The following is a 20,288-nucleotide window of genomic DNA, read 5'->3' on the forward strand; positions in this document are numbered from 1 at the left end:
ATAATCCGCACCGCAGCAACCGGTGCGATCCGGGTGCATCGCGTTCACCGGGGGACAGGCGTTATCCTCTGCCGCGAAGACAGGAGCCAACAGATGAAGATGGTCATGGCGGTGCTCAAGCCGTTCAAGCTCGATGACGTGCGCGAAGCGCTCGCCGAACGGGGTGTCACCGGGATCACGGTGACCGAGGTCAAGGGCTTCGGGCGGCAGAAGGGGCACACCGAGCTGTACCGGGGTGCCGAGTACGTGGTGGATTTCCTGCCGAAGGTGAAGATTGAAGTGGCGGTCACCGACGGCCAGGTCGACGAGGTGGTGGAAGCCATCGTCAAGGCCGCCGGCACCGGCAAGATCGGCGACGGCAAGGTGTTCGTCTACGACCTGGGCAGCGTGGTGCGGATCCGCACCGGCGAACTGGACGCCGACGCGCTTTAACCCTTGAACCACCGGTAGAACCGCTTCCAGGCCACCCGCACGCTGGCCACCCAGCGCGGGTCGGCCACCTGGGCCGCTTCGACTGCGCTGGGGCGGGTGCCGGTCAGGCGCTGGCGCATCTTCAGCAGGTTCTTGCGGTCGCTGCGCCGGAGCTGGCGCGACACGGGATGCACCGGCAGCCAGCGCGGGCTGCGCCACGCCGATGTGAAGTCCACCAGCACCGGTACATTGCCGTTGACCATCACGTTGGTGCCATGCAGGTCGTTGTGGGTGATGCCGGCCGCATGCAGGCGTTCGAGCGCCTGCTGCAGCTGTTCGAACACCTCGATGCCGACCGAATGGGCCGCGCTCAGGGTCTGGCCGGGAATGAACTCCATGCCGAGTGCCAGCCCGCCGATGGTTCCCAGCAGGGCCGGGGCATGCTTCCAACCGGCCAGGCGCTGCAGGATGCGCGCCTCGCGGCGGACCAGCAGGCGCGCGATGGGCGACAGCGGGGTACCACGGTAGCGGGTGTAGTCCTTGACCACGGCCGGCTGCCCGTTGAGGCAGGTGCGGTAGACATCGGGTTCCAGCAGTCGTTCACCGCGCTTGAGCAGCTCGGCGGGGGCGGTGTCGTCGACACACGAAGCAGTGAGGGTAGTCATGACGTTCTGGGGCGACCCGGCGGTCGGCGCAAAGCGTCAGGCGTACCGGTGCTGCTGAATGGGGGAACAGGAAGATTTCGTTAATTTTAGTACTCGGCAGTACACGAAACCAGCCTCTGTCGGAGAAATGTCGTAATCGGACGTGGAACAGTTTGTCGCGTCAGCGCGGCGTGAAACCCGGCCGGTTCGGATATCTTCTTTTAAATCAATGAATTGAATGGAAGTTACGGCGGGGCCGGAATCGCCGCAGTCGCGCGTTGCACTTCCATGCGCGCCCACCCGTGGGCAGGAATGTCCCGCGCGGCCAGCTTGACCGGGAGCGGGTGGGTGCGGACCATAGCAGTGTTGAACACGGCCTGCGCGGCAGCACCGCACCTGACGGCACGTCTCCGTCGCGCCCGGCTTTCCCCCTCTTTTTTTGGCCCCTGTGGCCGTCCGGCAGCGGCCGGTGGATGCTTGATGATCAAGATTATTGTGGTGGCCCTGTTCGTGGCATGCGTGCTTTACGTGCATTACCGCGGCAGGGTGCGCGCGCGCTGGTCGCGCCAGCTGCTCGACCATTCCAGTTTCATGGCGCCGATCAACGTGGTGATGTACCTGTTCTCCAAGGTACCGACTACACCGTTCCTCGATCCGGGCAAGGATTTTCCCCAGCTGGAACCGTTGCGCGCCAACTGGCAGATGATCCGTGACGAGGCCTTGGCGCTGCGCGATGCGGAGAAGATTGCTGCCTCCAGCTCGTACAACGACGCCGGCTTCAATTCGTTCTTCCGCCGTGGCTGGAAGCGCTTCTATCTGAAGTGGTATGGCCCTTCGCATCCGTCGGCGAAGTCGCTGTGCCCAAAGACCACCGCGCTGCTGGAGTCGATTCCGGACGTACGCGCGGCCATGTTCGCCCAGCTGCCGCCGGGCAGCGAGCTGCGCCCGCACCGCGACCCGTTCGCCGGTTCGCTGCGCCTGCACCTGGGCCTGGCCACGCCGAACGATGACCGCTGCTACATCGAAGTGGATGGCATCCGCAAAAGCTGGCGCGATGGCGAGTGGATGATGTTCGACGAAACCTACATCCACCACGCGCACAACGAGACCGATGCGGACCGGGTGATCCTGTTCTGCGACATCGCTCGCCCGCTGCACTTTGGCCTGCCGGGGCTGTTCAACCGTGCGGTGGCGGCGACGCTGCTGGCCGGTGGCGCTTCGCCGAACCTGCCCGGTGATCCGACCGGTGGGGTGAACAAGGCCTTCGGCGGCCTGTACAAGGTGCGCCTGAAGGCCAAGGCGCTGCGCGCGCGCAGCGCGTTTGCCTACCACGCGATCAAGTGGGGGCTGGTGCTGCTGGTGATCGCGGGCATCTGGGCTCTTTGAGACCCGTATCGACCCACGGTCGATACCTGCCGAAATGAAAAACCCGCGCTGTCGCCAGCGCGGGTTTCTTTTTTGGGCGTGTGACGACCGACGGTCGTCACCTACCCGGTAGGTACCGACCAACGGCCGTCACACACCCGGTAGGTACCGACCGTTGGTCGGTACGCGGTTCCATCAACCCTTCAGGGCTGCCGCCACGAACGGCGGGGTGACCAGCACGCCGGTGTGCAGCGCGGCGGTGTAGTACAGCGTGTCGAACGCCTTGGAGGCCGCATCGGCCTGGCGGAAGTCGAAGCTGCTCTGGCCCTTGCGCGCCAGGGTCACGCTCCACCAGCCGGTGGGGTAGCACGGCTGCGGGAACGGCAGGGTCTTGAACGACTGGAAGCCGGCCTTGCCCATTTCGGTACGCATTTCGTTGATCAGGTCCAGCTGCATCAGCGGCGATTCGGACTGCTGCACCAGGATGCCGTCTTCCTTCAGCGCCTTGAAGCAGCTCTCGTAGAAGGCCTTGTTGAACAGGCCCTCACCCGGACCGACCGGGTCGGTGGAATCGACGATCACCACGTCCACGCTGCCGGCCGGGCAGTTGGCCATGTAGGCCACGCCGTCATCGAACATCAGCTCGGCACGCGGGTCGTGGTTGGAATCGCACAGCTCCGGGAAGTGCTTCTCGGCCATGCGGGTGACCTGCTCGTCGATGTCGCACTGGGTCACGCTCTCCACGCCCGGGTGCTTGAGCACCTCGCGCAGGGTGCCGCAGTCGCCGCCGCCGATGATCACCACGCGCTTGGGGGCGGCGTGGGTGAACAGCACAGGGTGGCTGATCATTTCGTGATAGAAGAAGTTGTCCTTGCTGGTCAACATGATGGCGCCATCGATGGTCATCAGGTTGCCCCAGTCGGTGGTGGCGAAGATCTCGATCTTCTGGAACGGCGACTGCACTTCGTCCAGCTTGCCCTTCAGGCGGTAGCCGATGGCCGAGCCGGTGCGCTCGAAGTGCTCGATGTACCAGTTGTTGTTGTCAGTCATGGGATGACGGTCCTGTTGGGAAGGGGGGATTAAGCCGGGCAAGCCTGTTCAGGTTTTAGCCTGGGCACGGGCGCGGGCGCGCATGATAACGGAGCTGTCGCCATATAGGCGTTATCATGCACCCCCTTTTTTACCAACCAGGCCGACTGCAATGACCGATTGGTCCCTCGACCAAGCCCGCAAGACCTACTCGATTCCGCATTGGGCGGATGGCTACTTCGACGTGGATCAGGCAGGACACATGGTGGTGAGACCGACTGGCCAGGACGGCCCGGTGGTGTCCCTGCCCAAGGTGGTGGACGCTGCGCGCGCCGCCGGGGCCAAGCTGCCGCTGCTGGTGCGCTTCCCGGACATCCTGGGCCAGCGCCTGGGCAAGCTGCAGGCCGCCTTCGGGCAGGCCCAGGCCGACTGGGACTACGCAGGTGGCTATACGGCGGTGTACCCGATCAAGGTCAACCAGCACCGTGGCGTGGCCGGCACCCTGGCCAGCCACCACGGCGAAGGCTTCGGGCTGGAAGCAGGCAGCAAGCCGGAGCTGATGGCGGTGCTGGCGCTGTCGCGCCCGGGCGGCCTGATCGTCTGCAACGGCTACAAGGATCGCGAGTACATCCGTCTGGCCCTGATCGGCCGCAAGCTGGGCCTGCAGACCTTCATCGTCATTGAAAAGCCCTCCGAGCTGAAGCTGGTGCTGGAGGAAGCCAAGGCGCTGGACGTGAAGCCGGGCCTGGGCGTGCGCATGCGCCTGGCTTCGCTGGGCGCGGGCAAGTGGCAGAACAGCGGCGGCGACAAGGCCAAGTTCGGGCTGTCCCCGCGCCAGCTGCTGGACCTGTGGAAGTCGCTGCGCGACACCGAATACGCCGACTGCCTGAGCCTGCTGCACTTCCACATGGGCTCGCAGATCTCCAACGTGCGCGACATCGCCAACGGCATGCGCGAAGCCACCCGCTACTTCGTGGAGCTGTCGCGCCTGGGCGCGAAGATCACCCACGTGGACGTGGGCGGCGGGCTGGGCGTGGATTACGAAGGCACCCGTTCGCGCAGCTTCTGCTCGATCAATTACGGGCTGGATTCGTACGCTGGCAACATCGTGCAGCCGCTGGCAAATGCCTGCGAGGAACACGGCCTGACCCCGCCGCGCATCGTCACCGAGTGCGGCCGCGCGATGACCGCGCACCACGCGGTGCTGATCGCCAACGTGTCCGAAGTCGAAGAAGCGCAGGAAGGCCGCGTGCCCGACCAGCACGACGACGAGCCGGCCGCGATCCGTCACCTGCGCGAGATCCATGACGACCTGGACCAGCGCCCGGCTGTGGAGCTGTTCCAGGAAGCACAGCACTTCCACGCCGAGGGCCTGACCAGCTATGCGCTGGGCCAGATCGACCTGCCGCAGCGGGCGCGCATCGATGACCTGTTCTACGCCATCGCCCACGCCGTGCGTGCACGCCTGAGCTATGACGAGAAAAGCCACCGCCCCGCACTGGATGAGTTGAACGAACGCCTGGTGGACAAGTACTTCGTCAACTTCAGCGTGTTCGAGTCGATCCCCGATGCCTGGGCGATCGACCAGGTGTTCCCGATCGTGCCGATCGAGCGTCTGGACGAGCAGCCGCAGCGGCGCGGCATCATCGCCGACATGACCTGCGATTCGGACGGCATGGTCAAGACCTATGTCGAGAACGAGAGCCTGGATACCTCGCTGCCGCTGCATGCGGTGCGGCCGGGCGAAAGCTACCGCATCGGGTTCTTCATGGTCGGTGCCTACCAGGAAATCCTGGGCGACATCCACAATCTGTTCGGCGATACCGACGCGGTGGAAGTACGGGCCGATGCCGATGGTTACGCGATCACCCAACAGCGTCGCGGCGACACCACCGACGTGATGCTGGACTACGTGGGTTACAGCCTGGCGGACCTGCGCGCCAGCTATGCCGAGCGGGTGGCGGCGGCCAGGCTGTCGCCGGAACGCGCGCAGGAGCTGTCCGAGGCGCTGGAAGCGGGCCTGACCGGTTACACCTATCTGTCCGACGAGCCGCTGATCTGATCGGCGGGGTTGCCATCGCGACGTGCGGCGCGGCTGCCTGATGAGCAGTCGCGCCATTTTCCATCTGTTCCTGCACGCGGCCGTGCCGGCATTGCTGGCGTGGATGTTCTGGCGCAAGCGGTTCCTGTCGGCCTGGGCGCTGCTGCTGCTGGGTTGGATCATCGACCTGGATCACCTGCTGGCCGATCCGATCTATGCACCGAACCGCTGCAGCATCGGCTTCCATCCGCTGCATACCACCCCGGCCATCGCAATCTATGCGGGCTTGTGCCTACCGAAGAAGACGCGGTTGTTCGGGATCGGCTTGATGGTGCATATCGTGCTGGATGCCATCGACTGTTGGTGGATGCACTCAACCCGGTAGCGCCGTCAACCCGCTGGCAACGTCAACATCGCCTGCAACCCCGGCGTGCCATTGCGCAGCACCAGGCTGCCGCCGTAGCTCTCGGCAATATCGGCCACGATCGCCAAGCCCAACCCGCTTCCCGCGGTGCGTTCGTCCAACCTTACGCCACGCCCCAGCACGCGTTCGAGATCGTCTTCCGGCAGCCCCTTGCCGTCATCGTTGACGTCGATTGTGAGGCTGCTTCCACTCCGCGCAACCGTTACCTCCACCCGCTGCGCAGCCCACTTGCCTGCGTTGTCGAGCAGGTTGCCCAGCATCTCTTCCAGGTCCTCGCGGGCACCGGCGAACACACCAACCGCGTCGGCGTCGCAGGCGAACGCCACCTCGCGCTCGCCATGCACGCGCTGCATCAGCGAACACAGCGCCGCGATGACCGGCGCCACCGGCGTGCGCTGCTGGTGATCGGCGGCGACACCCACAGCGAGATAGCGGTCGATGCTGGTCTGCATCCGTGCGGTTTCGCCGCGCAGCGTGCTGCGCCAGTCCGCGCCGTCGCCCGCCGCCTCCGTGGTCAGTACCGTGAGGGGTGTCTTCAACGCATGCGCCAGGTCTTCAGCACTGCGCCGCGCACGCAGCACCATGCGCCCGTGATGGTCCAGCAGCGCGTTGAGCTCGCCGGCCAACGGCGCCACTTCCTTCACCAGGCCCTGCTGCGGAAAGCGCACGTTCTCGCCGTTGCGTACCTGCTCGGCGATGCGCCCCAGTTCCGCGAGAGGGCGCAGCCCGTAGTGCACCTGGGTGACCAGCACCGTGAACCACAGCGCGATCAGGACGATCAGCGCCAGCGCGGTGCGTTGGCGGAAGGCCGTCACCTGCGCATCCAGCTGGCTGCGGTCGGTGGCCACCACCACCTGCAATGGGGTGGTCGCGCGGGGCAGGGTGACCTGCTGGGCCAGCGCACGCAGCGGCTGCTGCAGAGGACCGGTCGTGTCGAATGCCTGGGCGGGCCCGGTGCGCAGCGTGGCCGGTACCGGGAGCGTTTCATCCCACAGCGAGCGCGATTGCCCAAGCGCGTGGCCCTGCGCGTCCTGTAGTTGCCAGTACGCGCCGGAGAACACCCGTCGATAGTGTTCGTCGCCCAGCTCGCCGCGCACCTGCACGCCACCGTGCGCATCGGTTTCCACCAGGGCCAGCACCGCGATCAGGTCGTTGCCCAGCTGCTGGTCCATCGCGGTCCGCGCCGACCGCTCGTACATGGCGCCCAGCCACCACGTGGCCAGTGCCGAAACCAGCACCATGCCCACGCCACCGGCCAGCAGCAGGCGGCTGCGCAGCGAGCGGGTGTTCATGGCTGCGCCGACAGCCGGAAGCCCTGGCCGCGATGGGTATGGATGAGCGTGCTGCCGAGCTTGCGGCGGATCCGCCCGATCAGCACATCGAGCGTATTGGAATCGGGATCGAAACCGGCGTCGTACACATGCTCGCCCAGCCGCGAGCGGCTGATCACCACATCGGGGTGGTGCATGAAGTAGCTCAGGATGCGGTGTTCCTGCGGGCTCAGCGGCAGCAGCACGCCATCGAGCTCGAAGCGACCGGCGTTGACGTCCAGGCGCAGCGGTCCGCATTGCAGGCGCGGGCTGGCATGGCCGGCGCTGCGGCGGATCAACGCGCGCAACCGCAGCAGCAGTTCCTCGGGCTGGAACGGTTTGGTCAGGAAGTCATCGGCGCCCGCGTCGAAGCCGGCCAGCTTGTCGTGCCAGCGCGTGCGCGCGGTCAGCACCAGCACCGGGAAGTCGCGCCCGGCCTCGCGCCAGCGTTCGATGACGCTCAGGCCATCCAGGCCCGGCAGGCCCAGGTCTACGATCGCCGCGGCGATGTCCTCCACCTGGCCCTGGTACTCGGCGTCGCGGCCCTCGCTGCTGTGGATCACCACGTAGCCGGCGTCCTCCAGCAGCAGCTGCAGCTGGCTGGCGAGCAGGGCATCGTCCTCGGCAAGCAGGAGTCGCATCAGTCCTCTTCCATCTTGAGCAGGCGGCCGCTGGTCGCATCATAGTCCAGCTCCATCACCACGCCATTGGCACAGAGGATCTCGATCTCGTACTTGCCATCATCCAGCTCCACCTCAAGCAGCTGCCCGGGGTAGCGGCGCAGGGCGTCCTGGACCACGGACTTCAGCGGCACGTAACGACCCTGCTCGACCGCCTGGCGCACCGCCTGCTGCTGGCGCGCGCCGCCATCGAGGACCCGCATGGGGTCCTGCGCGGCGGCGGTCAATAGCAGGGGCAGGAGCAGCGACAGGGCGGTCATGGCATTGGGGCAGGGAAGGGCTGGATACGGTATACGCGGCGCCCTTAAACGTTTCCTGACAATCAGGCTCATGGTCCGCTTAAGGGCGCTTGGCAGACTGGCGGCGCCGGGATGGTCCGGTGCCCCTTTCAGGAACTCCCCCATGAACAAGCTGATCCTTGCCGCCGCCCTGGCAGCCACCTTCACCACCGCTCCGGCCTTCGCCGCCGATCTCTCCGCTGCCGACGTGCAGGCCAAGCTGCGTGCCGCCGGCTACACCCAGGTCCACGAACTGGAACGCGACGACGGCGTGTGGGAAGCCGATGTGACCCGTGCCGATGGCAGCGTGGACGATGTGGTCATCGACCCGGCCACGGGCGAGATCTTCGATGCGCGCGACGGCCGTGCCCTGCTCGATGCCGGGCAGATCCTCTCGCTGGCCGGCAAGGCCGGTCTGACGAAGATCGAATCGGTCGAGCGCGACGGCGCGACCTGGACCCTGGAAGCGCGCAATGCCCGCAACCAGCGCGTCGACGTGCGCATGAGCGGTCACGATGGCCGCGTGTTGTCCAGCCAGCGCGATGGCTGGTGGGACTGAGCCGGATGGGCTCGGCAGCACATGCAGACGGCCAGGTTACCCCGGCCGTTTCGGCTGATGCACGTGGCGCTGGTTACCAGCCCACCGGGCCCGGGCCGTCCCAGTACCCCCGACCGTACCCGCCATATCCCCCATACGGTCCATAGAAGCCCGGGCCCTTGCCCTCGCTGATCTGGATGTTGAGGTTCATGTTGCGGGTCTTGCCGTCGTCGTTGGTGTAGTTCTTGTTGAGGTTCAACTCGGCCGCGTTGTAATGCGTGTTGCCGAATCCCTTGGCGTAGCCGATGCCGGTGGTGATGCTGCCGTTGACCCGCAGCTTGTCGTCGGTGACCTCGGCGATGCCGTTGGCCGCGCCATCGCGCGCAAGCGCGCGGCGGCCGCTCTTGTCGCCATAGAAGGTGCCCGGCGGGTCGCCACGCAGGGTGGGATCGTTGAGGTACTGCATCGGCTTCTGCGGCACCGAGAGGTCCAGATCGGTCGCCGACTGCGGGCCGGTGGCACCGGCAGCGGACTGCGCCAGCGCGACACCGGGGGCCAACAGGCACAGCAGCAGGGAAAGCGGGCGGATCATGGGAAGCTCCGGGGCAGGCAAGGCGGCCGACAGCGCTGACGCTAGCAGGGGTTGCTTGAATGATGCCTGTCGTGGCCCTGTAATTGAACGGGTACCGACCAACAGTCGGTACCTACCCATCTTGCGGGTCGCCGCGTTCAATCCAGCCGTTCAAACCCGAACAGGCCCGCCAGCGGGTGCTTTCGGCGCTCGATCCGGGCACGCAGCAGGCCGGCGCCGATCATCGAATAGGTGATGCCGTTGCCGCCGTAGGCCATCGCGAACAGGACCCGCGGCCCCCACTGCGGGTGCGGGCCGAAGAACGGCAGGCCGTCCTCGGTTTCGGCAAAGGTGCCGCCCCAGGAGAACGCCGGCTGCAGCGGCAGGTGCGGGAACAGCCTGGCCACGTGTTTGAGCAGGGTGCCGGTCTTGCCGGCCACCCGGCTGTCGCGCCGTGCCGGGATGTCCACCGTGTCGTCCTCACCGCCGACCAGCAGCCGGTGGTCGCCGGTGCTGCGCATGTACAGGTAAGGACGCGCGGACTCCCAGACCATGGTGTCGGCCAACGGCCCCAGCGTGGCCGGGTCGATCGGGTCGGTAATGAAGGCATAGCTGCTGCGGTTGCGGGCCACCTTCTGCTTCAGCCAGCGCTGGCCGGCATAGCCGGTGGCCAGCACCACGTGCCGCGCACGGATGCGCAGGCCTTCCGGCGTGGTGGCGGTCACCCCGCGTGCGGTGGGCTCCAGGGTATGCAGCACGGTGCGGTCGTGGACCGCACAGCCGGCCTTGGCCAGCTTCATCAGCAGCCGGTAGGTGAGCTGGTAGGGGTCCACGCGCGCGGCCAGCGCGCTGAGGATCGCGCCGGGCGCGGAAATGCCGTACTCCGCCCGCACCGCATCGGCATCCAGCCAGCGCACGTCGAAACCATGCTTGTGTCGCAGCGCGTACTCGTCCTGCAGGGGCGAACGATGGCGGCGCTTGCTGGCGTAGTACAGGCTCTGCATGGGGTGGCAATCCACCCCGCGGAAACCGGCGGCCACCTCGCGCAGCGCCGGGATCGCCTCGGCGCAGGCGCGGTAGGCGAGCACTGCATCGCGCTCGCCGTAGCGCTTGGCCAGGTCGACCAGGTGCGTATCGATCTCGTACTGCAGCAACGCGGTGCTGGCGGCGGTGCTGCCCCAGCCGATGTCGCGCTGCTCGATCAGCACCACGTCATGGCCGTGCGCGCACAGCTCGTTGGCGATCAGCGCGCCGCTGATGCCGCCGCCCACCACCAGCACGTCGCAGCTGCGGTCCCCGCGCAGTGGTGGGAAGGCGTGCATCAGCCCGTTGCTGACGGCCCAGAAGGGGTACCCGCTTTTGAGGTCCATTGGCGATCAGGCAGTGGGGTGGCCGGTCTGCGGGGTGTGAATCAGTGGCGTGAGGTCGAAGCCCTGCTGGCGCGCCTGCGCCAGGTAATGCTCCTGGGTGGTGGCATCCAGGTGCGGCTCGCGCGCCAGCAGCCACAGGTACTTGCGGTCCGGGCTGCCGACCAGTGCCACGCTGTAGTCCGGCGCCACCTGGATGACCCAGTAGTCGCCCTTTGCGAACGGAAGCCAGCGAAGTCCCTTGGGCAGGAAGCTCACTTCCAGCCGCGCCGGGTCGTTCTCGTCGACCGGGCAGGCCTCGCCCTCGGCCTCTTCAACTTCACCATCCACGCGGCATCGGTTGACGACCTTGACGTGGCCCTTGTCGTTGAGGCTGTAGTTCGCCGTTACATCGGTGCAGTCGACCGGCTCGTGGCTCATGGGCAGCCGCGCAATTTCGTACCAGGTGCCCAGGTAGCGCGGCAGCTTGAGGTCGGGAACGGTCTTCAGGTCGGGATGGGCGGTCATCGTGGGCATCGTTGGAGAGGTGGAGGCCAACATGCCCGGGCTGCCGCCATGGCGGAGTGAAGCCGCGGTGCAAGCTGGAACGGTACGTTGTGGTGCCGTCATGCCGGGAGCGCCGGCGCGGCGCTATGCTGGCCGGGACCGGTTCAATGGAGGTGCGGATGTACCAGGTGATCCTGCTCAAGAGCGACAGCGGCTTCGCCCGCGCACAATGGGAAACGGTGGACGATGTGGTGGACCACGAGGGCGTGAGCTACTCGCTGCGGGCCGGCCCGCGCCAACCGCTGCCGACCGACCATGCGTGGGACGAAATCGTGGTGTATGCGCCGGAGGAGATCAGCGAGGAGGAATTCCAGGACTGGTACGCGGCCCTGCAGCCGCAGGTCGAGGAACTGCGCCTGAAGTACTGAGCTGCATACCCGGTGTGAACGAGACCCGGTTTATAGTCCGCTGCATGTCCGCGTGAACCCTGGGTGCTGGTTTGTCCTTCCGTCATCGTTTTCCCCTGCTGCGGCCGCTGGCCGGGCTGTTGCTGTCCACCTGGCTGTGCATGGCCCCCGGGGCATGGGCGCAGACGCCCGACGACCCGGCGGCCCAGGCCAAGACCCAGCTCAACCAGGCCGACAGGGAGCTGAAGGCAATCCGCACCGCGCTGCCGGACGCGGAAACCCGCGAGACGCTCACGCCGTTGTTCGAACGGGCCATGGCCGTGCAGCGCGACGCCGACGATGCACAGGCTACGCTGCAGCCGGAGCTTGACCAGCTCGATACCCGCCTCATGCAGCTGGGAACGGTGCCCGAAGGCACCGTGGAAGCGCGCGACGTGGCCCAGCAGCGCAGGTCGCTGACCCAGCAGCGCGCCGATATCGCCGCCGCCGTGGCGCGGGCCAGGTTGCTTGCGGTGGATGCCAGGCAGCTCGGCGCGGACATCGAAAAGATGCGCGTCACCCAGCTCAGCGAGGACCTGGCCCGCAAGGTCAATTCGCCGCTGTCGCCTTCGCTGTGGCGCAAGTTCGCCCGGGATGTGCCTGCCGACCTGCAGGAACTGGGGCAGATCTATCGGCAGGCGGAAACCACCGCGCGCAAAGCGATCGCGCAGCATGGCTGGACGGCGCCGCTGACCGGACTGGCGGTGGCGTTGCTGCTGTTCTTCCCGCTGCGCCTGTGGCTGCGTGCAGCCGGACGCCGGTACGCGCAATCCGAACGGGCGCCGGATGGGCGCCTGCGCCGCTCGGGTCTGGCGGTGTGGCTGCTGCTGGTCGGCACGATGCTGCCCGGCCTGGCCTGCGTAGTGTTCTTCGGGGCGCTGGATGCGATCGGCGCGATTCCGGCGCGGCTGGAAAAAGTGGTGTTCGCCATCCAGGTGGCCACTTATATCGCGGCGTTCATCACCGCCCTGAGTGCCGCGCTGCTGGTGCCCAAGCGCCCCTCGTGGCGCCTGCTGAACCTGGATGACGCCGCCGCGTGGCGCCTGCGCAAGTACGCTTGGGGTGCGGCCGCGTTGACCTGGATCAGCATCGTGCTGATGGCGCTCAACCGCGCCGCGCGCACCAGCGCGATCACCACGGTGGCGGTAGACGGCCTTGTTGCCATCACCTACATGGCGTTGATCGTCGCCATCCTGGTCTCGCTGGCCCGCCTGCATCGGCACCAGACCGACGAGGCGGCGGCCAAGCTGGAGGCGCAGGCGCAATCGGACGGCAAGGCCAAGGGCCCCGCGCGACGCAGCGGCTGGATCGTCATCGCACGCCTGGCGGGCCATATCGTAGTGGCCGCTGCGGTGATCGCCACCCTGCTGGGCTACCTCAACCTCGCCCTGTTCGTCGCCCAGCAGCTGGTCTGGGGCGCCGTGGTGCTGCTGGCCGCATCGCTGTTGATGAAGTTTGCCGATGATCTTGCGACCTGGCTGCTGTGCCCGACCAGCAGCGTAGGCCGCACGGTGTTGCTGACCACCGGGTTGAGCGAGTCGCGGGTGGTGCAGGCCGGCGTGCTGTTGTCGGCGGGGTTGCGTATCTGCGTGATCCTGCTGGCCGTGATGGCGCTGACTGCGCCGCTGGGCAACCTCAGCGCGCTTTACGGTGGCCTGGACACGCTGTCCAAGGGCATCCCCCTCGGCAAGAACCTGACCCTCAAACCCAGCAGCGTGCTGTATGCCGTGATCGCGTTCCTGCTGGTCTGGGCGGCGATGCAGACCTTCCAGCGCTGGCTGACCGACACGTATCTGCCCAAGACCGAGCTCGATGCCGGCGCACGCAACTCCATCAGTACGGTGACGCGTTACCTGGGCATCATCGCGGCCGTGCTGTGGAGCCTGACTGCCCTGGGAATCGGGCTTGAACGGCTGGCGCTGCTTGTCAGTGCATTGTCGGTAGGTATTGGTTTCGGCCTGCAGGCGATCACCCAGAACTTCGTCTCGGGACTGATCCTGCTGGCCGAGCGGCCGGTCAAGATCGGCGACTGGGTGAAGCTGGGCGACCAGGAGGGCGACATCAAGCGCATCAACGTGCGTTCCACCGAGATCCAGGTGGGGGACAAGTCCACGCTGATCGTGCCCAACTCCGAGTTGATCACCAAGACCATCCGCAACATGACCATGGGCAGCGCGCAGGGTCGGATCCAGATCCAGTTCACCGTGCCGCTCAATACTGACGTGGCCGCGGTTCGGCAGGTCCTGCTGGATGCATACGCCGAACACGTGGGCGTACTGACCGATCCGGCGCCGTCGGTGTTCATCGACTCCATCGCCAACGGCCAGGTGGCGATCAACAGCTTCGCCTATACCTCGGGTCCGCGTGCGGTGTACGGGGTGCGCAGCGATCTGTACTTCACCCTGCTGCAGAAGCTCGCGGCGTCCGGCATCGCGCTGTCTGCGCCGACCGATATCCACCTGGTCGGCGAAGCACACGCCCCGCGTGAACCGTGACGACCTGCAACAGGACGCGCATCAGGTGCGCGCATCGCGCGGAAGGCGGCCCGGTTGGTCCGGCAGGACAATCACGGGGGGCTGGAGGGGCGACCGGTCGTCGTCGAGCTGTTCTTCGGACGCCTTGGGCCCCTGCTTGATCGGCTTGAGCGCCTTGCCGGGGGAGACATGCGGGGTGCGCGGACTGCCGCCCACCTTCATCAGCATGCCGGCGGCGCCGCTGCCGCCTTCGCCGAGTTGCTCCTGCAGCGCCGGGCCGTGCAACGTAAGCGTGCCGGGGTCGACCAGGTGCAGGCTGCGGCCATCGCCGGCCGCCGGCGCCACCAGGACATGGGGGATGTCATCCACGGTGCGGATCCTGATCTCGTGAAGTGGCGATGCCAGCGAACCGTCCTCCCTGGCAATGGCCATGCCCTCGCGCATCGCCCAACGCACGCCCACGGCACGCGCGTGCGGGCGCTGTGGGTCTACCATCGCCCAGAGAAAGCGCAGATTGCCGGCTGCAGTTCGCTGCACCACGCCCGAACCGATCCGCAGCAACGCCAGGCTGCCGGCTGCGGGGTTGAGTGCATCGAGGGTGCCGTGCCCGAGTACCCGCGACAGCTCGGCGAAGCGCGGCAGGGTCAGTTTCAGACCCGGCCGCATCAACACCTTGGCCATGCCGCCGACGACCGGGCCGACCACGATGATCGCCTCCAGGTAGAGCCCGAAAACCGCCATCGCGAACGTGTTGCGGTTCGGCGATGAGATTCCGCGCAGGTTCTCCACGAAGGGAACGAAGAAGTCCACGGTCTTCAGCCACAGCGGTGCATCCTGCAGATGCTCCTCGTAGTGCGTGGGGGCCCAGCCTTCGTGACGAAACGCGGCCGCGTCCAGCCAGAAGAAGCCGTTCCGCACCGGCTCGACCAACGCGTGGAAGGGTGATCGGGTGGCGTTGGCGTTGGCGTCGACGTCTGCCGCGCGTGACAGCAGCGGCTCGACGATCACATCCGAACACCTGCCACTGACCGGTGCGCGGTCAGATGCATACGCTTCCCAGTCCACCTCCAGAGGCGTGCCCCGAAGCACGCGGATCGTCGCGACGTTGCCGCTGCGCAGGCGCACCTTGCGGTTCTGCAGCTGCCCGCCGATGGGCAGCGGCCCGTCCAATGCCAGCGGCACGATCCTGCTCTGCAGCGGGAACAGCTGGAAATGGCGCGGCCGCCCGTCCACCTGCAGGGTATACAGCACGCCGAAGCGGCCACGGTAGGGATCGGTATCGTTGCGGGTTTCCTGCTGCGCCTCCAGATCCGGTTCATGCGTGCGTAGAGTGAATATCTCCACATCGCCACGCCGCAGTGCCGCACGCTCTTCTTCCGGCCGCTGGAACAGCGCTTCTTCGATCAGCACCCCATAGCCGCGCTGCGCCTTGCGGAAATAGGCATCGAAGCGTTTCTGGTAGCGGGCGTTGATGTCGGCCATGCGGGCCAGGCCGGGCTTCATGAGCGCAAAAGCGTCCTGCTGGGCGGCCTCGAAGCGCGGATTGCCCTGGCCCGGATTGAGCGGTGAGGGGGGCGCGAACCTTCGGCAGGGGCGCCAGTGCCCCGTCCCGTTGCGCAGCGCGCCGGCCGCCACGATCTCGAAAAACGGAAAGCTGCTGGCGAAGTGGTTCTCGTCGTCGCAGAGGCGGAAGTCCGTGGAGTTCCAGGCCTGGTCGGCGAGCACGCCGGGAAACCGTGGGAATACCCGCCGTATTTCCGCTTCGACCAGGGGCATGCGATAGGGCAGGGGTGCCAGCACATCGGTGATGGCGCGCTCGATCTCGGCCACGCGCAGGTCGAAGGCGCGCAGCGCGGCCTCGATGCGGTCCCCGACCGGCACTGGCAGTGCCGAGGCGTGCTCCAGCTGGCGCAACACATACCAGTCCAGGGTCGGCAGTCGGCGGGCATCCAGGATCAACTGCCTGACCAGGTCGGGCGTTCCGCTGTCCGCGGCCAGGTCGGCGGCGAAGCTGACCAGTTCACTGAACCGCATCTGCTGGGACAGGCCGCGCCGCAACCGTTCCGCCAGGTGCACAGCGCTGGCGTAGTGCACCGAGGCGATCGTGCTGCCGTAGACCAGATTGGCTGGAACGTCGCCGGGGAGCAGCTCCGGTGCCAGGTCCTGCAGCGCCAGGGTTTCTGCCAGCCCCAGCAGCGAGTCCGGGATGCGGCCCATGCCGCGCAGGTACTCGCGGAAATCCTCGCGGATCTGCACGAAAGTGCGTCCCTGGTTGGTGTATTTGTGCAGCCGGTAGCCGAGCAGGATCCCCGCATCGCGGCGGGACGCGGGGCCCAGGTCCAGAATGATCGCTTCGCGGGTCAGGCTGCCCAGCAGCGTCGGCGAGGTGGGCGCGGCCGCGGTGCCCATGTACCAGCCGAGATCGCGCAGCAGCGCGGTCTGCAAGGCCAGGGCCCGCGGTGTGCGGGCCATGCTCGCCACGTAGTGACTGCTGCGGTGCAGCTGCTCGGGCGCGATCTCTCCGCGCTGAAGCAGTGGAAGGGCCAGATACTCCAGCAGGGTCTGGCCGGCGGGGGCGCGCTGGGCCAGGAAGCGGGTGGTGGTCTGGCGGACCTGCTCGACATCCGTGGCACTCAATGCGTCGGCCGCGTGCAGGAGCTCGGGGCGCATGCCGAGCCGGAGTTCGCCGAGCAGGCGCTCGGCGCAGCGTTCGGCGCCATCAGGATGGGTTACCTCGTCGGGACCACACCCCCCGTGCGCGGCCAGGCTGTCGGACACGACAACCCGGCCATCAGACCGGACCTGGCCGCCGAGTCGGCCGGCCACCTCGCGAAGCCGCGCCAGGGCGCCGCCGTGCTGCCAGGACGCGCTATCGTTGAACGCATGCGCGTTGCCGAGCCGGTCCTGCAGGCGCACGTGCCCGGCTGCGTTGACCGCCACCCAGCGCAGTGGCAGGGGCAGCTCCGCCGTTGCCTCCAGCACCTCCGGGCTGGCGATGAGCTGCGCCAGGGGCTGCAGGGCGGTCTGCAGCACTGCCGCGGTCGACGTGCCCAGTGCTGGGCGATAGAGCGCCGTGCCTGCGGACGGCCGGTGCATCAGTACGCGGCCCAGGTCCTGGAGTTCATTGCTTGCCTCCTGCCAACGTGGCAACGGCGCTGCATGCTGCTGCCAGTGCTGGTGAATCCGCGCCATCGCATCGAGCAGTTGCGCCTGCGTACATGCCGCGGCTGGAGCGCAGGGTTGGCGCACGGGCAGCGGGATCGCGCCATGGAACTGCAGGGCATTGAGAAGTGGCACCGACGTGCCCGGTGAAAACCTTCCCAGGCGGTCGGTCATCCGGTACAGCGCTTCGCGTGGCTGGGCCAGTGAAGGCGCGAGCGCGGCACTGAGACCACCGATGATCACCACGCTCTGCCCGGAGCCGCGCACACTGGCGGTCAGTCCATCGGTGTTGGCCCGCAGCGACTGGTAGGACGCGTTGACCCGGCGCATCTCCAACCATACCTCGGTCTGTTCAAACACCCGCTGCAGCTGCTGCTGGGCATCGCGCCATGCCGCATGCAGTGGGGAGGGGAAGGTCGGCAGCAGGATCTGGTGTGCCATCGCGTCATCCAGGGTTGGCGGCGCAGCATCGAACCGCGCCCACAGCCGGTCCAGCAGTCGCTGGTGGTCCTGCTGCGCCGGCGAGTCGCTGCGCACGTCCCACTGCACCTCGACCCGTGCGCTTGCCCGCGGCGACGGATGCTGCAGTGCCAGCTGGGCCTCGAGCCTGGCCAGGCTGGCGTCGAAGTGGTCGTCATCCATTGGAATGGCGGGCAGTGGCGCGGCGTAGTAGGCCAGCATTTCCGGGACACGCAGGCGGCCGTCCGAGCGCACAGGCGCATGCAGCAGGGTGGCGATCCCGCGCAGCATCGTGTCGAGCGCCGCCAATGCGGCCGGGGGATGGCCCGCTTCGAACAGGGCCACGCTGCGCGCGCCCTGCAGGGCGTGGGCTTGAACCGGGCCATGCGCAGGGTAGACCAGCTGTGCCGGATCAACGTGGTGGTGCCAGCACAGGGCGATGACCTCGGCATGCTGCGAGACCTGCAGCAGCAGGCTGCGGGCCAACGCCGTGTTGTGCCCCAGGTGCGAGCGCGGGTCTGGTCGCCAGCGGCTCCACGTTGGTTCGAGCCCTCGGATCGGTATGCTCCGGGCCTGCCGCACCTCCGCGTGCAGTCGCTGCAGCGTCACCGTCTCGTTGGTGGGGGCGATATGGCCGTCCGGCAACTGCTGCACCGCGCGCTCAAGGCGTCGGATGAGCGGGTCCAGCGCGGAAGGAGTGTATGTCTGCGTGGCCACCTCCTGCCCCAGATAGAAGCCCAGCGCACAGGCCAGGCGTGCCTCGACCGCGTTGTCGAAGCAGCCGCCCGCGTCCAGTACGTTGCGGTGCAGGTCGTCCAGCAGCACCTGGGTGAGTGACGACCATGCAGGGCGGTCGGTCCCCGCCGGCGCTGGATGCAGAGCGACCACCGTTCCCGACGTGGCGCGCGTACCGCTCAGGGTGCCATTCCAGACCACCAGCGAGGCCGGGGGCAGGCGCTCGGCATACAGGGTCGCAAGGAAATCGTCCTGGCGGTACAACCATCCGAGCTGCCCGTGCACGGACAGCAGCGCACGCGCGAACGGCGAGTCCGGCGCAGGATTGAATGCAATGCGGGAAAGTGCGGCACTGCCTGCAGCGGATGCGGCATCCCGCAGCGACCACAGGGCACCGATCAGCGCGACCTGATCCTGGACGGCGGCCTCGTCCTGCACGGTCGGGCTGGACGGCTGCTCCGGTTCGGACGTGGCCAGCGAGCGGGTCGGCCGGCGCAATGCCCAGCCTGTCGCGGCGTCGATCAGCGGCCCGTCGACGTCATCGCCAAGCCCACAGAGGGCGCGCAGCGCCTGGCGGAAGTCCGGTGCACCGCGTGTCACGGGCAGGTCCAGCACCACGCGGGCCCGCGCCGCGATGTCCTCGCCCACCGGCAGCACGGCTGCGCGCAGGGCGAGTGCCTCGCCCAACGCCCTCGCTTCCCGGCTGGGTGGCTGCAGGAACAACACACGCTCGATCCGTTCGCCGATCTGCGCCACCGCTGTCTGGTAGGCGCTGTGCAGCGCCCAGGCGACCAGGCCGCCGCCCGCCGCTGCAGTGGCCAATGCACACGCCGCGGTGGCGGCGCGTGGATGCCGCAGGAGCGGAGATATCGCAGGCGACAGCGCGGCGGCCGCCAGTGCGGGCAATGCGGGGCCAAGCAGACGTGCGCGCTCTCCGGCCGAGCGTGCGGCGGGCGGAGCGGGCGGCATGAGTGTATCCGGCAGCAGCGTTACGGCTGCAGGGGGTGCCGTGAGCAGGCGGCGGGCGGCGCCGCCGATCAGGTCCAACTGGTCCAGGGCGGCCGGCAACCGCGTCAGCTGGCGGCCAACGGCCGTGGCCGGCGGGGCGGGCGGCTGCTGGCGGAACCACAGCGCCCATGTGGTGGCCAGCAGGATCACGCGCAGCGGGGACGTCGGGAGCTGCAACTGCCGATGCAGTGCGTCGTGGGCGCTGTCAGCATGCTGAAGCAGCGGTTCCAGGGCACCGGGGAGCAAGGCGATCAAGGGCTCCACCCAGGCGCCGCCGCGCAGTGAGGGCAAGGGAAGCTGGCACAACCAGCGCAGCCATGCCAGCGGTGAACCTTCCTGCAGCAGCCGGGGCAGTGCCATCGCCTGCTGCGACCACGACAGCCACTGCGCACCCTGGGCACCCACGGCAAGGTTGGCTACGGCATGCAGTGCAATGCCGGCCGCGCGCTGACACTGCAGACGGCCAATGCCGCTGACAAGGCTGGCCACGACCCGCGCGCACTCCTGCCGCCATGCATCCGTCGCACACAACGGCCCCGCATCCCGGTTGAAAAGCGCCCGCTCCAGCGCGCCCGGACGCTCGGCCAGCGGCATGTCCTTGACGACCTGCGAGACATACTTGCCCAGCGCATCGGGCGACCCCTCGCAAAGCAGATGCCGCAATCGGCCTTCGAGCAGGGAGAGTTCCGAGGGCAGCAGCGGGCAGCGTCGCAGGAAACGCGCGAGGGCCGGCGACAGCGTGTCGGTGATCGCAGGCGGTGCCGCATGGCCGGGCGAGGCGTTCGCCACGCTGGTGGGCGCGACGCAGTGCGTCGCTGCGTGCGAGGACCGCGAATGATCAAAAAAGGCGTGCGGCAGGG

16 protein-coding genes are annotated in these 20,288 nt (G+C 67.6%); 7 read left to right on the forward strand and 9 right to left on the reverse strand.

The annotated features are described in order from the left end of the window. Positions 1 to 93: 93 nt before the first annotated feature. Positions 94 to 432, forward strand: coding sequence for a P-II family nitrogen regulator (locus tag ACGFZ3_RS14625; protein ID WP_068854331.1), 339 nt, complete (start codon positions 94 to 96; stop codon positions 430 to 432). Here ACGFZ3_RS14625 and ACGFZ3_RS14630 read toward each other — a convergent pair. Continuing rightward, on the reverse strand, positions 429 to 1,076 hold the full coding sequence (locus ACGFZ3_RS14630; RefSeq protein WP_392922565.1) for an RIO1 family regulatory kinase/ATPase: 648 nt from the start codon (positions 1,074 to 1,076) through the stop codon (positions 429 to 431). The genes ACGFZ3_RS14625 and ACGFZ3_RS14630 overlap by 4 nt on opposite strands. 459 nt (positions 1,077 to 1,535) lie before the next feature. Between ACGFZ3_RS14630 and ACGFZ3_RS14635 the strand changes: the two genes are divergently transcribed. Next, positions 1,536 to 2,441, forward strand: coding sequence for an aspartyl/asparaginyl beta-hydroxylase domain-containing protein (locus ACGFZ3_RS14635; RefSeq protein ID WP_392922568.1), 906 nt, complete (start codon positions 1,536 to 1,538; stop codon positions 2,439 to 2,441). A gap of 174 nt (positions 2,442 to 2,615) precedes the next feature. Here the strand turns inward: ACGFZ3_RS14635 and speE are convergent, their stop codons facing one another. Beyond that, positions 2,616 to 3,470: a polyamine aminopropyltransferase gene (speE, locus tag ACGFZ3_RS14640; RefSeq protein ID WP_392922571.1), complete on the reverse strand. Its 855-nt coding sequence runs from the start codon at positions 3,468 to 3,470 to the stop codon at positions 2,616 to 2,618. Positions 3,471 to 3,621: 151 nt separating this feature from the next. Here speE and speA point away from each other — a divergent pair, with 151 nt between their 5' ends. Together speA and ACGFZ3_RS14650 are read left to right on the forward strand one after the other, a co-directional pair. Continuing rightward, a complete protein-coding gene (speA, locus tag ACGFZ3_RS14645; protein WP_392922574.1) occupies positions 3,622 to 5,511 on the forward strand; it encodes an arginine decarboxylase in 1,890 nt (629 codons plus the stop codon). 40 nt (positions 5,512 to 5,551) lie between these two features. After that, positions 5,552 to 5,875: a DUF6122 family protein gene (locus ACGFZ3_RS14650; RefSeq protein WP_392922577.1), complete on the forward strand. Its 324-nt coding sequence runs from the start codon at positions 5,552 to 5,554 to the stop codon at positions 5,873 to 5,875. Positions 5,876 to 5,880: 5 nt separating this feature from the next. Here the strand turns inward: ACGFZ3_RS14650 and ACGFZ3_RS14655 are convergent, their stop codons facing one another. The 3 genes from ACGFZ3_RS14655 to ACGFZ3_RS14665 are packed head-to-tail and all read right to left on the reverse strand — an operon-like array spanning position 5,881 to position 8,164. Continuing rightward, positions 5,881 to 7,206, reverse strand: coding sequence for an ATP-binding protein (locus ACGFZ3_RS14655; RefSeq protein ID WP_392922580.1), 1,326 nt, complete (start codon positions 7,204 to 7,206; stop codon positions 5,881 to 5,883). Beyond that, complete coding sequence (locus tag ACGFZ3_RS14660) at positions 7,203 to 7,865, reverse strand: response regulator transcription factor (protein ID WP_282243195.1); 663 nt, start codon at positions 7,863 to 7,865, stop codon at positions 7,203 to 7,205. Before ACGFZ3_RS14660 ends, ACGFZ3_RS14655 begins: the two co-directional genes overlap by 4 nt. Beyond that, positions 7,865 to 8,164 (reverse strand): PepSY domain-containing protein, encoded by a 300-nt coding sequence (locus ACGFZ3_RS14665; RefSeq protein WP_392922584.1) that lies wholly within the window; start codon positions 8,162 to 8,164, stop codon positions 7,865 to 7,867. Before ACGFZ3_RS14665 ends, ACGFZ3_RS14660 begins: the two co-directional genes overlap by 1 nt. 142 nt (positions 8,165 to 8,306) lie before the next feature. Between ACGFZ3_RS14665 and ACGFZ3_RS14670 the strand changes: the two genes are divergently transcribed. After that, the gene (locus ACGFZ3_RS14670) at positions 8,307 to 8,741 is read left to right on the forward strand and encodes a PepSY domain-containing protein (protein ID WP_392922587.1); all 435 of its coding nucleotides are present in this window, start codon (positions 8,307 to 8,309) and stop codon (positions 8,739 to 8,741) included. 73 nt (positions 8,742 to 8,814) lie between these two features. Here the strand turns inward: ACGFZ3_RS14670 and ACGFZ3_RS14675 are convergent, their stop codons facing one another. From ACGFZ3_RS14675 to ACGFZ3_RS14685, 3 genes are all read right to left on the reverse strand, one after another. Next, complete coding sequence (locus ACGFZ3_RS14675; protein WP_392922590.1) at positions 8,815 to 9,312, reverse strand: hypothetical protein; 498 nt, start codon at positions 9,310 to 9,312, stop codon at positions 8,815 to 8,817. Positions 9,313 to 9,449: 137 nt separating this feature from the next. Further along, positions 9,450 to 10,661, reverse strand: coding sequence for an NAD(P)/FAD-dependent oxidoreductase (locus ACGFZ3_RS14680; protein WP_392922593.1), 1,212 nt, complete (start codon positions 10,659 to 10,661; stop codon positions 9,450 to 9,452). A 6-nt stretch (positions 10,662 to 10,667) separates the two neighbouring features. Further along, complete coding sequence (locus ACGFZ3_RS14685) at positions 10,668 to 11,165, reverse strand: lipocalin family protein (RefSeq protein ID WP_392922596.1); 498 nt, start codon at positions 11,163 to 11,165, stop codon at positions 10,668 to 10,670. A 158-nt stretch (positions 11,166 to 11,323) separates the two neighbouring features. On the opposite strand from ACGFZ3_RS14685, the gene ACGFZ3_RS14690 reads away from it, so the two are divergent. Then, entirely contained in the window at positions 11,324 to 11,572 is a 249-nt protein-coding gene (locus ACGFZ3_RS14690) for a hypothetical protein (protein WP_392922599.1), read from the forward strand. A 140-nt stretch (positions 11,573 to 11,712) separates the two neighbouring features. After that, positions 11,713 to 14,085, forward strand: a complete 2,373-nt coding sequence (locus ACGFZ3_RS14695; RefSeq protein WP_392922914.1) for a DUF3772 domain-containing protein — start codon at positions 11,713 to 11,715, stop codon at positions 14,083 to 14,085. 21 nt (positions 14,086 to 14,106) lie between these two features. Here the strand turns inward: ACGFZ3_RS14695 and ACGFZ3_RS14700 are convergent, their stop codons facing one another. Beyond that, entirely contained in the window at positions 14,107 to 20,217 is a 6,111-nt protein-coding gene (locus tag ACGFZ3_RS14700) for a hypothetical protein (RefSeq protein WP_392922602.1), read from the reverse strand. Between the last annotated feature and the right edge of the window lie 71 nt (positions 20,218 to 20,288).

It is taken from the genome of Stenotrophomonas sp. NPDC047960 (genome assembly GCF_043204395.1).
Taxonomy (GTDB): domain Bacteria; phylum Pseudomonadota; class Gammaproteobacteria; order Xanthomonadales; family Xanthomonadaceae; genus Stenotrophomonas.

Bases quoted from the DNA above. Each gene is read 5' to 3' on its own strand.
- ACGFZ3_RS14625 (WP_068854331.1), top strand. From the start codon at position 94: ATGAAGATGGTCATGGCGGTGCTCAAGCCGTTCAAGCTCGATGACGTG.
- ACGFZ3_RS14630 (WP_392922565.1), bottom strand. From the start codon at position 1,076: ATGACTACCCTCACTGCTTCGTGTGTCGACGACACCGCCCCCGCCGAG.
- ACGFZ3_RS14635 (WP_392922568.1), top strand. From the start codon at position 1,536: ATGATCAAGATTATTGTGGTGGCCCTGTTCGTGGCATGCGTGCTTTAC.
- speE (WP_392922571.1), bottom strand. From the start codon at position 3,470: ATGACTGACAACAACAACTGGTACATCGAGCACTTCGAGCGCACCGGC.
- speA (WP_392922574.1), top strand. From the start codon at position 3,622: ATGACCGATTGGTCCCTCGACCAAGCCCGCAAGACCTACTCGATTCCG.
- ACGFZ3_RS14650 (WP_392922577.1), top strand. From the start codon at position 5,552: ATGAGCAGTCGCGCCATTTTCCATCTGTTCCTGCACGCGGCCGTGCCG.
- ACGFZ3_RS14655 (WP_392922580.1), bottom strand. From the start codon at position 7,206: ATGAACACCCGCTCGCTGCGCAGCCGCCTGCTGCTGGCCGGTGGCGTG.
- ACGFZ3_RS14660 (WP_282243195.1), bottom strand. From the start codon at position 7,865: ATGCGACTCCTGCTTGCCGAGGACGATGCCCTGCTCGCCAGCCAGCTG.
- ACGFZ3_RS14665 (WP_392922584.1), bottom strand. From the start codon at position 8,164: ATGACCGCCCTGTCGCTGCTCCTGCCCCTGCTATTGACCGCCGCCGCG.
- ACGFZ3_RS14670 (WP_392922587.1), top strand. From the start codon at position 8,307: ATGAACAAGCTGATCCTTGCCGCCGCCCTGGCAGCCACCTTCACCACC.
- ACGFZ3_RS14675 (WP_392922590.1), bottom strand. From the start codon at position 9,312: ATGATCCGCCCGCTTTCCCTGCTGCTGTGCCTGTTGGCCCCCGGTGTC.
- ACGFZ3_RS14680 (WP_392922593.1), bottom strand. From the start codon at position 10,661: ATGGACCTCAAAAGCGGGTACCCCTTCTGGGCCGTCAGCAACGGGCTG.
- ACGFZ3_RS14685 (WP_392922596.1), bottom strand. From the start codon at position 11,165: ATGACCGCCCATCCCGACCTGAAGACCGTTCCCGACCTCAAGCTGCCG.
- ACGFZ3_RS14690 (WP_392922599.1), top strand. From the start codon at position 11,324: ATGTACCAGGTGATCCTGCTCAAGAGCGACAGCGGCTTCGCCCGCGCA.
- ACGFZ3_RS14695 (WP_392922914.1), top strand. From the start codon at position 11,713: ATGGCCCCCGGGGCATGGGCGCAGACGCCCGACGACCCGGCGGCCCAG.